Source organism: Planomicrobium sp. YIM 101495, from assembly GCF_009707665.1.
In the GTDB taxonomy this organism is placed as follows: domain Bacteria; phylum Bacillota; class Bacilli; order Bacillales_A; family Planococcaceae; genus Planococcus.
This window is the reverse complement of the sequence record NZ_WLZW01000002.1, coordinates 291888-305513: the sequence shown is the minus strand read 5'-3', so window position 1 is coordinate 305513 and position 13626 is coordinate 291888. Positions and strand designations below refer to the sequence as shown.

At 50.7% G+C, this 13626-nt stretch carries 14 protein-coding genes; 3 read left to right on the top strand and 11 right to left on the bottom strand.

Features of this window, described 5'->3' with window-relative positions; all coding sequences use genetic code 11:
• Positions 1–13: 13 nt before the first annotated feature.
• Positions 14–487 (bottom strand): GNAT family N-acetyltransferase, encoded by a 474-nt coding sequence (locus GIW82_RS10855; protein WP_154749967.1) that lies wholly within the window; start codon positions 485–487, stop codon positions 14–16.
• A 94-nt stretch (positions 488–581) separates the two neighbouring features.
• On the opposite strand from GIW82_RS10855, the gene GIW82_RS10850 reads away from it, so the two are divergent.
• The gene (locus GIW82_RS10850; protein ID WP_154749966.1) at positions 582–1073 is read left to right on the top strand and encodes a GNAT family N-acetyltransferase; all 492 of its coding nucleotides are present in this window, start codon (positions 582–584) and stop codon (positions 1071–1073) included.
• Positions 1074–1482: 409 nt separating this feature from the next.
• Here the strand turns inward: GIW82_RS10850 and GIW82_RS10845 are convergent, their stop codons facing one another.
• The 6 genes from GIW82_RS10845 to mntR all read right to left on the bottom strand — a co-directional run bounded on the left by GIW82_RS10845 (position 1483) and on the right by mntR (position 6041).
• A complete protein-coding gene (locus GIW82_RS10845; protein WP_154749965.1) occupies positions 1483–1989 on the bottom strand; it encodes a DUF4064 domain-containing protein in 507 nt (168 codons plus the stop codon).
• A gap of 394 nt (positions 1990–2383) precedes the next feature.
• On the bottom strand, positions 2384–2665 hold the full coding sequence (locus GIW82_RS10840; RefSeq protein WP_154749964.1) for a GNAT family N-acetyltransferase: 282 nt from the start codon (positions 2663–2665) through the stop codon (positions 2384–2386).
• A gap of 17 nt (positions 2666–2682) precedes the next feature.
• On the bottom strand, positions 2683–3651 hold the full coding sequence (locus GIW82_RS10835) for a ring-cleaving dioxygenase (RefSeq protein WP_154749963.1): 969 nt from the start codon (positions 3649–3651) through the stop codon (positions 2683–2685).
• A gap of 143 nt (positions 3652–3794) precedes the next feature.
• Positions 3795–4685, bottom strand: coding sequence for a DUF1002 domain-containing protein (locus GIW82_RS10830; RefSeq protein ID WP_154749962.1), 891 nt, complete (start codon positions 4683–4685; stop codon positions 3795–3797).
• A 56-nt stretch (positions 4686–4741) separates the two neighbouring features.
• Positions 4742–5599 carry a CvfB family protein gene (locus GIW82_RS10825; protein ID WP_154749961.1) on the bottom strand — a complete coding sequence of 286 codons (858 nt, stop codon included), beginning with the start codon at positions 5597–5599 and terminating at the stop codon, positions 4742–4744.
• A gap of 25 nt (positions 5600–5624) precedes the next feature.
• On the bottom strand, positions 5625–6041 hold the full coding sequence (gene mntR / locus GIW82_RS10820; protein WP_154749960.1) for a transcriptional regulator MntR: 417 nt from the start codon (positions 6039–6041) through the stop codon (positions 5625–5627).
• Between the two features lie 138 nt (positions 6042–6179).
• Here mntR and GIW82_RS10815 point away from each other — a divergent pair, with 138 nt between their 5' ends.
• Positions 6180–6335, top strand: coding sequence for a lmo0937 family membrane protein (locus tag GIW82_RS10815; RefSeq protein ID WP_154749959.1), 156 nt, complete (start codon positions 6180–6182; stop codon positions 6333–6335).
• Positions 6336–6377: 42 nt separating this feature from the next.
• Here GIW82_RS10815 and GIW82_RS10810 read toward each other — a convergent pair whose 3' ends face one another.
• From GIW82_RS10810 to murB, 3 genes are all read right to left on the bottom strand, one after another.
• On the bottom strand, positions 6378–7496 hold the full coding sequence (locus GIW82_RS10810) for a GNAT family N-acetyltransferase (protein WP_154750034.1): 1119 nt from the start codon (positions 7494–7496) through the stop codon (positions 6378–6380).
• Between the two features lie 183 nt (positions 7497–7679).
• The gene (locus tag GIW82_RS10805) at positions 7680–10031 is read right to left on the bottom strand and encodes a penicillin acylase family protein (protein ID WP_154749958.1); all 2352 of its coding nucleotides are present in this window, start codon (positions 10029–10031) and stop codon (positions 7680–7682) included.
• 199 nt (positions 10032–10230) lie between these two features.
• Positions 10231–11151 (bottom strand): UDP-N-acetylmuramate dehydrogenase, encoded by a 921-nt coding sequence (murB, locus tag GIW82_RS10800; protein ID WP_154749957.1) that lies wholly within the window; start codon positions 11149–11151, stop codon positions 10231–10233.
• 247 nt (positions 11152–11398) lie between these two features.
• On the opposite strand from murB, the gene GIW82_RS10795 reads away from it, so the two are divergent.
• Positions 11399–11923, top strand: a complete 525-nt coding sequence (locus GIW82_RS10795; protein WP_154749956.1) for a YceI family protein — start codon at positions 11399–11401, stop codon at positions 11921–11923.
• Positions 11924–12006: 83 nt separating this feature from the next.
• On the opposite strand, the gene GIW82_RS10790 is transcribed toward GIW82_RS10795, so the two are convergent.
• On the bottom strand, positions 12007–13557 hold the full coding sequence (locus GIW82_RS10790) for an FAD-dependent oxidoreductase (RefSeq protein WP_154749955.1): 1551 nt from the start codon (positions 13555–13557) through the stop codon (positions 12007–12009).
• Positions 13558–13626 lie beyond the last annotated feature (69 nt).

Genomic DNA, 13626 nt, shown 5'->3' with positions numbered 1-13626 from the left:
CATGCTTCTAAACCTATTCGAGAAATTCTCCCGATCTCCTGCTGGAATTTGAAAATTTCATGTCAACGTGCGGGATTCCGTCTTCATCGTAAGGGGCCGATACCGTTTCGAATCCGAAGGACTGATAAAATTTTTCCAAGTATGTCTGACCTTGCAGTTGTATCGCTTCCGGATTCCATTCCTCCTGGATGTAAGTGAGGCTCCGCTCCATCAAATGCTTGGCAAATCCGCGTCCGCGGGCATCTGGATGTACGATGACACGGCCAATCGAGGGCGAGTCGTACTTGACACCGGCCGGTACGAGACGTGCATACGCCAGGATCTTCCCTTCCTCTTCGTACAGCAAGTGCATGGACGCTTGATCCCGATCGTCGATTTCCTCGTACGGTGATCCTTGTTCGACGATGAAGACATCGACGCGTAGCTTCAAGCATGCATATAATTTTTCAAGTGTAAATTCTTCAAATGTATGTATGGACCATCCCATTTTGAATCCCTCCATTCTTTCTCCATTATTCCACATGTATAGCCAGAGAAAAAATAATTTGGTATGATGACCAAAAGAGTTTTGAGGTGATGACATGATACGCATCGGTACATCCAAGGATATCTCGGCTGTCCAGGAAATTGCACGTGTTAGCTGGAATGATGTGTATGAAGGTATCATCCCCGCTGACATCCAAAAACGCTTTCTCGAAAAATCGTATTCCGTCCCGATGCTGGATATGCGTCTGAAACGGACAACTTTGCTGATCGCGGAGCAAGACGGAGTACCAGTCGGTTTCGCTAACTTTACGAAGACCGATCAAGATGGAGACGCAGAATTGATCGCTATCTACTTAAAGCCGGATGCGCAAGGCATTGGATACGGCAAGAAGTTGCTCCATAGCGGATTGAGTTATTTGGACCCCGGCACCCGCCTGTTCGTCTATGTCGAAAGTGAAAACCGCTCCGGCCGCAACTTTTACGAAGCGATGGGCTTCCAGTTCGTCGAAGAGTTCGAAGAGTTGTTCGAAGGACATCCCCTTCAGACATCCGAATATGTTTATTTGCACCAAGCGCCTGCTTTATAACATGAAGAAAGCCATCCCATGCGCCAGTGAAAACTGGTGCGCGGGATGGCTTTTCTCATTGCCCAGACTTTCGGGTCATAAGTCATTCCGGCTGCGCGGCAGAAAACGCCGCTTCGCCGAACTGCCTTATGCCCATCGAGTCTAAACGGGCACTTCCGCTTTTCTTTGTCCAGACTCCAGCGCCCAGACTCTCGGGGCATAAGTCATTCCGGCTACGCGGCAGAAAATGCCGCTTCGCCGAACTGCCTTATGACCATCGAGTCTAAACGGGCACTTCCGCTTTTCTTTGTCCAGACTCCAGCGCCCAGACTCTCGGGGCATAAGTCATTCCGGCTACGCGGCAAAAAACGCCGCTTCGCCGAACTGCCTTATGCCTATCGAGTCTAAACGGGCACTTCCGCTTTTCTACTCAAAATGGGCGGTACGGCGTTTCCTGCGTTTGGATGTCTTGGTCCGCTTTTCTGAGAAGCTCGTCTTCTCTCATTGGCGTCTTGCGCACGAAGCACATGATGGCCGCGATGTAGAAGAGGACCGATGTCAGCGACAGGATTCCTGCAAAGACGCCTGCCAGGATGAAGAAGACACCCGATAGTTTCGCGTTCCGCTTCAAGCTCGCAAGCGCTACGATTGCCAAGATTGTAGAAATGATCAGGATCGCGATGAAGACCCAACCGAAGATTCCGAAGAACCCTAAGATTCCATTGAACATATCCATGGCCATTTGTGCTTCTTGTGGATCCGTAAAGGTAGGATCATTCAGCAAGTCCTGCTGGATCTGATTGTGTTCTTCTGTTCCTTCGAATCCGGATACTCCTAGGACGATCATCAAAGTCAGAATGATTGCGATGATGTTGAAAACGATGCCGACAATGCCGAGCACCATTTCGCCGACTCTGCTTATTGGTCTTTCATGCATAAGTTACACCCTTTCTAATAATTTATGTAGTCCTCTCTATTATACGTTCCCCGCCCCCGGTTGTTTCAACCAATTTTTCCATTTCGGTCGGAATCCTTGTTTCGGTCCTTTTCCCTTGAGCCGAATCGCAGAAATTTGTGCAAAATGGTTTAAATCCCTTATTTTCCGGGTAAATTCCTAATATCGACAACAAGAGAGGGGTTCTTACAGAATGGAAAAGAAATTGATTTTTAACCAAGCGGACTTTTTATACGGAATCGGAGGCGCATCGATTTTGACTGCGATTGTTGTCCTATTGACAGGTTTATGAGGAGGCAGATGGCAGTGAACATTCCATCGTCAACAACATAAAAAGCAATCCACTGAATCGATCAGCGGATTGCTTTTTATTTGGTCAAATTTTGATGTCGTCATAATCTTTGTAGCGTTCGAAAGCTGTCACAACGTATGAACAGACGGCTTCCATCTTGTAAGACTTCTCCCGTGCATAGTCAGCGGCACGGTCCAGCAGCTTCTTCGCCACTCCTTGACCACGCAAGGATGGATCGACGAATGTGTGCTCGACGACCATCACGTCCGCAAGCTCTGTCCATGTAATCTCAGCGATCACTTTCCCATCTTCCACACGGCGGAATGCAAACTCATCCTGTCCAAGCTCTATCAGTTCTAATTCCATTTCGATTCCCTCCAAACTTATTGGTTGATCGACAAAGGGCGCAGTGACGCTTCGATTTCTTCCCGTCTCGGCTCCAAGAACGGCGGCAATGCCAACGTCTGTCCGATGCTGTCCAGCGATTCATCGACAGCGAACCCAGGAGCATCAGTCGAAAGTTCGAACAAAATGCCGTTCGGCTCGCGGAAATAAATCGCCTTGAAGTAATGGCGGTCCACTTCTCCTGAAGTCGTAAACCCATTTCCCTTCAAGAACACATCCCACTTTTCGTACTCTTCGTACGTTTTGATGCGGAATGCGACGTGGTGCACGCTGCCTCTGCCAGGGCGTTCACGCGGCAAATCGCTGCGCACCTCTAAATGTATTTCGCCTGCAGGGCCGCCTTCTCCTGCTGAATACACAATTATTTCGGGCATGCCTTCCATTTCCGGTGCATAGGACCCAATTTGCTTGAAGCCGAGGATGTCTGTCAGCACGCGCGCGGTCTTGTCCCCGCTCCGTACCGTTAAGCGCACAGGGCCAAGGCCGACAATCGCGAACTCTTCCGGAACATCCGCGCCCGTCCATGGAATTCCGTAATCAATCCCTCCGCCCGTATCGACCACGAGCATCAATCTGGAGCCTTCGAAGTCTTGAAATGTCAATGTCTTGCGGCCAGCACGTTTCTTCACTTCGCCGAACGGCACACCGTGTTCTTTGAAGCGCTCGATCCAGTAGGCAAGCGCTTCTTCACTCTTGATCCGGAAGCCTGTATTGCTGATGCTCGAGACGCCAGGGTGCGTACGCCCCGCCATTGGGATATCGAAATATGTCATATCCGTCCCCGGTGTCCCGACTGCATCCGCATAGAACAAGTGATAAGAAGACGGGTTATCTTGGTTAACACTCTTCTTCACGAGACGCATCCCGAGAATCCGTGTGAAAAAGTCATGGTTTCTTACAATGTCCGCACTCAAAGCCGATACGTGATGAATTCCTGCAACTTTCATATAAAGCTCCTCCTTTTATCTTGAATTCGAGATATTAACTACAGTTTAGCATGTTTATCGGATCACCACAACAACGATGCTTCGATTGAATTTTTAAAAAACCGCTCCGGAAGCAGTGATGCTCCCGGAGCGGTTCAGGTCGATCAGTTGAACCATGAACGGACTGAATCCGCGATGTTCCGGAAAAAGCGTTTGACGCTTTCCCAGAAGCCTTCGTTATCGATCAGATCTGCCACTTTGCCTTCGATCGTCTTGCTCAAGTCTTCCAATTGTGTAGACCACTTCGAGAAATCGATGTCCAGCTGGCGGATCCGGTCCATCAAGTCGATCAACAATTGACGATCCTCTTCGCTCAACTCGATCTGCAGGCGCTCCAATTGATCGGAAACGATCTGCTCGACTTCTTCACGTGTCGCTGGATTCAGCTCAGCAATCTGCTGCTTGATCTCTGTCAGCAGCTCACTTACTTTCGCATCGTCCACACCACTGTCCGCAAGCTCTGTTGCAACAGTCAGCTCATCATTCGCTACATCCGTACGTTCCGTATCAAGCTCTACGCCTGCTACTTCATATGCTTTGTAAATGCCGACAAGCGCCGAGTGGCCCGTAACCGGCTTCGGTGCAGCGACTTCCACCGTGGCATCTTCGATTCCAGCTGTCAGCATCGCATTCGCGTACATTTCAGCTGTCACTTCTGTGATGTTATCAGGTGTGACAATCTGGATGACCAGGCCGTCGCCCGCATCTTTATGACTGATTTTCGCAGAAGAATACATATTTGCACGTGGATTACCGTCTTTGATGTACGTCACGAGGTCTTGCCCTGTCACTTCGATCACTTCAACTTCCGCCTCATCCGCGACTTTCAGGCTGCTCGCAACGCTTTCACGCTCGGCCTCCGTCAAATTCCCGCCGTAGACAACGATCGGCACGCCGAGTTTCTCGTTAATCGGTGTGACATTCGCAAGTCCTGCCGCAGGAAGCACCGTGGACATCGCAAGAACTGCTATTAAAACTGCTATGATTTTTTTCATGGAAAACTACCCCTTTCACCGTATAAATACGATTATCCGTCAGAAAGGTTGCATGTTCACTCCGTCAAGCTTGTCCAGCCATCCTCTTGAATGATCTGACGGTTCTTGTAGAGACGGCCGAGCGCGCGCTTGAAGCTCGCTTTGCTCATGCCGAACATTTCATAAATTTCGTCCGGCGAAGACTTGTCCGTAAACGGCATTCTTCCACCGACTTCCTTCAAATACGCAAGAAGCGTTTCGGCATCGTCCGACAGGCGCTCTTGCTTACGCGGCAAGAACGATCCGTTCAATGTCTTGTCCTCTTTTACGTCGATGATGCGGACGCTCACTTCTTCACCGAGTCTCGGCTCTTCCGTCCGCTCCGTCTCGTGAACGAAAACACGGTACATCTCAGGTACTGTGAGAAGGAAAGTCCCGACCGGTAACAGACGGTAAGGGCGTGCTTTCAAATCTTTGTTGAACACTTCGTCCGGTGCTGGTACGGAGATTTCCTCGACCAGATCCTCCGTCGCAAGACGCCCGAACAACTCCCCATCACGGCCTGTACGGATCGTCATGAAGAGGTGGTCTCCTTGCTTCGGCCATAATTCAGCGATTTTCGGCATATCTTCGCGGTCGACATACACTTCACGCGTCGTTCCGATATCGACGATGGCTCCTTCACGCGGCGACACTTTCAATACTTTTGCCCAGCCGTAGACGCCTTGTGTGATATGCGGGATCATCGGTGTGGCGGATACGCCGCCTTGGCGGTTGCGGTAAAGGAATACTTCAATCTCCTCGCCGTATTCCTGCCCTTCCTCAATCTCCGAAATGTTCATCGGCACTTCCGCTTCTCCGTCTGTCAAAATCCACTGGGACGTACCACGTTCTTTAATCGTCAGTTTTGCTGTTTCACCTGGATGTAATGCCATGCAAACACCCTCCTATTTCTTCATTCTATTTTTGTTCTTCGCGCAAGGTTTCAAGTTTCCCCCTGAATGCCTCATTCTCTTCAAGCGCCTGGACAAGGTCTGCAATGCGGTCGATCGAATTCCAGCTCAAGTGGTGCTCGATCCCTTCCACATCCTCATAGATCCTGTGTTCGTCCACACCGATCAACCGCAGGAACTGCTCCAGCAAGTCATGGCGCTGGACAAGGCGTTTGCCCAGTTTCTGGCCTTTCGATGTGAGCACAAGCCCCCGGTAACGTTCATAAATCAAATACCCGTCCTTATCCAGTTTCTGGACCATCTTCGTAACAGAAGAGGGCAAGACGGATAATACTTCCGCAATATCTGATACTCTTGCGTACCCTTTCTGTTCAATAAGGGAATAAATAATTTCAATATGATCTTCCATACTCGGAGTCGGCAACTCTTTCTCCTCCTTCGTTCGGCTCTATTCAGTTTACTACACCGCACATTCCGAGACAACTTCACGCGCCCGCTCTATGTTTCAAACATCTTGACGCGGGGTAATTAATAACTATCAAGAGAAAGGCAGGTGGAGAGAATGGCACGGATTCTTTGGATTATATTCGCTATCATCATCGCAGTTTGGTTAGTTGGACTACTTATGGACGTCGCCGGCGGACTGATTCACTTATTATTGATCGTCGCTGCCGTCATCCTGATTCTAAATCTCTTCTCGGGCAGAAGGGCTGGATAGCCAAATAAAAAGAGCCGGACCATTCATGGCACGGCTCTTTTTCTATTCTTTGATTTTGGCGTAAATACATGTATCGCGCAGGCGGTTGTCGATCTTCGACAAAGACTCCTTGCGCATGATGCCTTCCAGCTCGAAGCCAAGACGCTCCGCAACTGCACGGCTCCGGACATTCTCCGGATCGCAGCGAATTTCCACACGGTTCGCTTCGAGCACCTCGAATGCAAAACGCGTGATCCGATCGACCGCTTCGGTAACGAACCCTTTTCCTTCGAAACGCGTGTCCACCCAGTAGCCGATCTCGAACTTCCGCACGTCCCAGTCGATCCGGTGCAAGCCGGTCGAACCGATAAATTCCCCCGTCTCTTTCAGGAAAAAGTGCAGGCGCAGATCTTTTCGCATCTTAAAGTTCGCTTCCGCTTCAATCAAATTCGCTTCGATGTTCTTCAGTTCCGGCTTGTTCTGTGCAAATGGCAGCCATGGCTTGAACGCTTCAATCGAATGCACGATCGCTTCGTAGCTTTGCGCCGCATCGTCCCGCTTCGCAGCACGGATCAAGAGGCGATCTGATTCGAATTCGTCCGGGAAGTCCAGTAGTACCGGGTTAAACGGCGGCTCTTTCAATTCAGCGAGCGCATCGTCCCACATGACTGGCGTCGCGATGCCCGCTTGCCAGTCTTCTCGTGTCATGCCGTATGTGACAGCGTCGTAATAGCGGTTCTCTTTCGGAGAGAACCACGCCTGGCGCAAATGTGCTTCTTTCACGAAGCCCGTCCGTTCGAACGCTTTCCGCATCGCGAAGTTGTCATGCCGCGTATTGCCTTCCAGCCGGATTTTTTGTTCTGGCAATGAAAAGACGAAGTCCGCCGTCATCTTAAGCGCTTTCGGACCATAACCCTTGCTCCGGTACGGGTCTGCGATGCGCAAATCGAACATCGGAATGTCGTCTTGCAAGTCGAAAATCTTCACGAGTCCGACTTGTGTCTCTTCGTCGTTGACGATCCAAAACGTCGTCACTTGGTCGGATTGATACCCACCTTCTTCTATCGTCTTCTCGATCAATGCCCGCACCGGGTGCTCATGCCCGTGGTACGGCCAGGAGTTGGTCGTCATGAATTCAATCAGTTGTTCCTGCTCTTCCATCGTCCATTCAATCAACTTCAACACTAAATCCTCCATCTCTTCCGCCCCTTCAACTGCAGCCGGTTTCTGTCCTTGTGAAATACTTCCCCCTATTATAAGCAAATTGTCCTTCTTCGTCGAATCGCAGGCACGGAAGCCGCTTGTTCTTATGTAAAAAGAAAAGCCGTCTGCAAACTGCAGACGGACTTCCCTCTCCGACTCCGATCATTCCGCGATTAGTGTCAGCACTTCCCCTTCTGCACTGCCATCGATGCGCGTTTCATGGAACTTGCCTTCGACCCAATCATCCACCTGGTTGCGGAAAAAGTCGGATTTGAAATGGCCGCTCTGCCCCGGCCCGACAATGTGATACGCACTCCGCAAATCACTGAGGTCTGCGACGAAACGCCAAGACGCTCCGTGGTTCGCTTCCCCGTCTTCATTGAAGGCAGCAGCTTGGACCGTCACATTCGAGCCGCCGACCGGACGTGGCTTCGGATTCAAGAACTGTTCAAGAATCGGTGAAGCACCGGCAACCGGATGCGGGAACACGAGCTGATGGAACTCGCCCCACTGCCAGTCTGCAGGATCGTCACCGAATGCTTCTTCGATGTCACCCCGCGCTTCATTTAGTGCATCGGTCAGCCACTTTTCAACGCCACCATATTCTTCCACCCAGACGCCCGCCTCTCCGGCAAAGGCATCGCGCATCATTTCATCCGTGATGTGGTTTTTCCCCGGCAGCATCTCATAAACGTCCTCTGGCATTTGCGGAGACAGGATCGTTTCGGGCAGCTGCTTCATCCATTTATGGAAGACGAGCGGCGCTGCCTGGTCTTCGCCGTCCACACCATCCCAAGCAGTCAAGACGTCGAACAAATCGTCGTGCACATCCGTCTGTTCTTTGACTGCCGCGATCATGTCCTGTAAAAATTCTTCCGCATACAAGTTTTGCTGGTCCATCTGAAGTGCCATCATATCTTCTTTCGTCAAATCATCGTTCGCCTCGAGCACTTCCACAATGCGCTCATAGCGGTACGGCTGTGCCCAGAAGTCCGTGATGTGGTAGTCGTATGACTCATCGACCACCGCATTGTTCGCTGTCGCAATAAAGCCTTCCGCCGGATTCACGACGGTCGGCAATTCGTCGAACGGTACATAGCCATCCCAGCCGTAGTCTGCGGAGTCACCTGGCACCGGCAACTGTCCGTCACCACTTTTACGGATCGGAATGCGGCCGTTCGCTTTATAGGCAATCGTCCCGTCCGTCGAAGCGAAGACGAAATTTTGTGCAGGCGCCTGGAAATCTTCCAGTGCCAGCTCGAATTCCTCCCAGTCGGATGCTTTGTTGAAGCTCAGTACCGCCTGTAGTTCGAGTGTCGGCTCCAGCGCAGTCCATTGCATCGAGAACACTGCTTCCGGATCCTCCTCTTCATACAGCAGATCCGAGACGACCGGGCCGTGGCGCGTAACGACGACATTGAAGTCGACCATCTCGCCGTCTTTCACCAAAATCGGTTCATCACGCACTTCCGCCTGCTCCCATTCCCCTTCATAAAGAAATTGCGTCGTGTCGTCCGGATTGACCGTTTCGATGTACAAATCCTGCACATCCGGCCCGACGTTCGTCACGCCCCATGCGATTTCTTCATTATGCCCGAGAATGATGCCCGGGATTCCAGCGAAGATGACACCACTGACATTCTGGTCCGGCGACTGCAAGTGCATCTGGTACCAAATCGACGGCGTGCTTAGTCCAAGATGCGGATCGTCCGCAAGTAATGGCATTCCACTCTCAGTTTTATCTCCTGACCCGACCCAGTTGTTCGAGCCGTTGAATTCAGGCGGGATGAGCGACAAGTCGAAATTGCCCGCAACGTTCACCGGATTTTTAAGGTTCGCCTCGATCACTGCCGGCGCATTTTCCGGGTAGGTGATGAACAGCTCCCGTGCCTTCTCCTCCGGCCATTCGTTCAATGCCCAGTGGCGTGCAGCGAGTGACGTCCAGTGTCCGCCGAGGTCATACGCCATAAATTTCCCGATGGTCAACGAATCGATCGCTGTCCATGGTTTCGGTTCATAGCCGAGCAGCGTGAATTCGAACGGCAACGTGTCTTCCTCTTTTGCCTGCTCGATGAAGGCATTCACTCCATCGGCATACCATTCAAGCACTTGCTGCGCTTCTTCGTCGTAGCCATCCCATGATTTTTCTGCAGCATTGCGCAGACTGAACGTCCGGAAAAATTTATCCGTATCGACCGCATCCGCTCCGATCACTTCCGCCAGCATCCCGCTCGCTTGGCGCCGCGACAGATCCATCTGGAACATCCGGTCTTGCGCTTGGACGAACCCTTGCGCGCGGTACAAATCGGCATCCGATTCCGCGACTATATGCGGCACGCCCATATCATCCTTCGTCACTTCGACGTTCGCATCCAAAATATTGACGTTCATTTCCCCCGAAATTTGTGGTGTCGATTTATTGACGTAAGCGTTTACAAGAATGATTGCCAGCACCCCCAACACGAGCAATCCCCCGGCGATGCCCAGTACCCACTTCACCCATTTTTTCTTCAAGATGTGTTCCTCCCCTTCTTCTCTCACCTTCACTTAATGATTCGGCAAGTATTTCCAAATCCCTTTCGGATGGCGAAAGAAGATTGAAGCAGCGAAGCGATGCAGGAGCATTTAGTTGCAGTATCGCCAATCGCACAACTTTACCACAAAAAAAACGGAGAAAAAGGACACTCCCTTTTTCTCCGTTTGCTTCATAGAATTATTGAACTGCGTCTTCGCCGACGATCTTCACTTCGAGTTCCAAGTCGATGCCAAATTTCTCGAACACCGCACGTTTCACCATTTCGATCGTCTGGATGTAGTCGTTTGCCGTTGCATTGTTTTTGTTGACGATGAATCCGGCGTGTTTCGTGGAAACTTCCGCGCCACCGAATCCGCGGCCCTGCATGCCGCTCTCCTGGATCAATTTGCCCGCGAAGTTCCCCGGCGGGCGTTTGAAGACGCTCCCCGCTGATGGGAATTCGAGTGGCTGCTTCGATTCGCGCTGGTACGTAAGGTCGCTCATCTTCGCATCGATCAACGCTTGATCGCCGGCTTCAAGTTCGAATTCTGCCGACAACACGTAGAAGCCTTGTTTCGTGATGATGCTCTTCCGGTAACCGAGCTCCAGTTCGTCTTTCGATAAAACGAGCTTCTCGCCCTGTTTCGTCAAGACGGTCGCATGGACGATGATGTCCTTGATTTCGCCACCGTATGCGCCGGCGTTCATTGCCATCGCACCACCGACAGAACCCGGGATGCCGCATGCGAATTCAAATCCGGTCATGCCGCTTCCTGCCGCAAGACGTGACACGGCTTTAATATCCGCGCCGCCCTGTGCATAAAGACGTGTGCCTTCCATCCGGATATCGACCAGCTCTTTCAAATTCAAAACGATGCCGCGCACGCCGCCATCGCGGACGACCATGTTTGATCCATTGCCAAGTAATAGGAGTGGAATTTTATGTTCATATGCATGCTTCACGACCGCTGCGGTTTCGTCCTCATTTGTCGGAGAAGCGAAAATATCCGCTGGCCCGCCCATCTTCGTCATGGTATGCAAGCTTAACGGTTCGTCCATTAAAATACGTTCTTCCGGTAATAATTGACGCAACTCCTGCGCCCATTTTTGTTTCGTCATTCAAAGCAAATCCCTTCAAAGATAATCAGCTCTTAATAGTATGCAATTTTCAAGCGGCCTTGACAAGCGAAAACAAGCGGATTAGGCCGAAAGGACAGGAGATTTGGCGATGAGTGGATATTCGCAAATCCACCCTCTCCAAATCCGCTTCAAAACAAAAATTAAAACTTTTAATTAATATATATTGATTTCGAGATAATTACTTGTTATAGTGAATCTAGATAAAAAATCTTAGGAGGAATTCACGATGAAAAAATGGAATTTGGATGGCGCTCACTCGGAAGTTAGTTTTTCAGTAAGACATATGATGATTTCAAAAGTAAAAGGGAATTTCACAGATTTCGAAGCAACGATCGAAGCGGACGAGAACAACTTGGAAGGTGCGAATATCGATTTCAAAATCGATGTAGCAAGCATCACAACGCATAACGCTGACCGCGATGCGCACCTTAAATCAGCAGATTTCTTCGAAGCTGAAAAATATCCGCACATCACTTTCACTGCAACGGATATCGCAAAAGATGGCGATGACTATAAAATGACTGGTGACATGACAGTCAAAGATGTGACACTACCGGTTACTTTCGATGTAGAATTCGGTGGCAAAGCGAAAAACCCTTGGGGCGCAGAAGTTGTAGCATTCAGCGCTGCAGGTAAAATCAACCGCAAAGATTTCGGCCTGACTTGGAACCAAGCGCTTGAAACAGGCGGCGTTATGGTCGGCGAAGACATCAAGTTGAACCTTGAACTTGAGGCGACACAAGCTGAATAATTCAGTAACCCAAAAATAGCGGAGCGCAACTTTGCCTCCGCCTTTATTGAACCGGAGGAAATCAGTTGATTTCCTCCGGTTTTTTATTCTTCCAGCTTCTTGAGTGGTTTGACAGCCGGTCCATTCAACACTTCGCCCGTATAAGAGAAGCGCGAGCCGTGGCACGGGCAGTCCCATGAACGTTCCGCTTCATTCCATTTTGTTTCGCAGCCCATGTGCGTGCATGTTGCGTCGACGAGATGCAGCTGACCGTATTTGTCACGGTATGCGCCGGCCCGTTCATTTTGATGTTTGACGAGCGCACCTTGACCGTTGCTGAGCGAGTCGATGGTTTTTGACGGCATCTTCAGTTTTCCTTTCACCAATTCCTTGGCGACGGATGCATTGTCTTTCAGGAAACTTACCGCATCGACCGTCTTCATTTTGGAGCGCGTCGGCTTGTACATCCCGCGGTACTTGTTGTCGCGACCCATCACTTGATCCGTCAGCAGCTTGGCTGCAATTGCCCCGTGCGCCATGCCCCATTTGTCGAAGCCGGTCGCAACGAGAATGTGGTCGTAGCCCGCTGTGATGGTCCCGATATATGGAATCTTGTCGAGCGTCGACATGTCTTGAGCAGACCAATGATATAACGTTTCTTCAAGGCCGAACTGCTCTCTCCCTGTCTGCTCGAGATTCTTATAATATTCCATCGTGTCTTTTGTCTGCTTCCCGCTGCCATGTCCTTCCCCGCCGATCATCAACAAGGACTCGCCATCCTCCTGTTCGATCGACCGGAGAGACCTCTTCGGCTGATCGACACTGATGTACATGCCCTGCGGAATTTTTCCGGACACTTTCGCAGCGATCGCGTAAGAGCGATTGACCGCCATCCGGGCAAAATATAGGCCATCACTGTCGTTGAATGGGTAGTGGGTAGCGACGATCACTTTATTGCACATCAGGCGCGACAAGTTCTCTGTCTGGATGACCGGATCGTGTTTGCTGAGCAATTTGACGGCGCGTGTGTTTTCATAAATCTTGACGTTCATTTTCTCCAGTTCCTTCACGAGTCCACCGAGAAATTGCACCGGATTGAATTGCGCCTGGTTCCGCATGACGAGTGCCTGACGGATATCGAACGGCAGCTCCGCCTGTGCGTCCACGACTGCGAGTTCTCCGTCGATGCCGAGCTTCCAGTAAGCATCCGCCTCTTTCTCAAGCAGCTTGGCCCCCGCTTCCGTATTCGCATAGATGAATGCGTCTCTTCGTGAAAACATGCAGTCGATGCCAAGTTCCTGAGCAAGATTTTCGATACACTGCAAGCCTTCCAGATTCGCTTCATAATAGAGGCGTGCTTCTTTCTCTCCTGCCGTCTTCATCAACGTCGAATAAATAGTGCCATGTTGCGCAGAAATCTTCGCAGTTGTATTGCCGGTCACGCCTCCCACCAGTCTCCCCGCTTCAAGAAGCGTTACTTCCTTTCCTTCCTTCGCCAATAAGTAAGCAGTGATGATACCGGCGATGCCTCCACCGATTACTGCGATATCGGTCGATTCATTGCTTTGAAGTGATGGATACGTCGGAATTTCATTGGTTGCCATCCAATATGAGCCCGGCTCTCTCCGTGTGCGATTATCGTTCTCCTGTGCCATACGTCAACCTCCTTACAAAGCTGTTTACTCCTTCCCTACCCTTTCCGCATTCCGCATAAGCACAAAGAA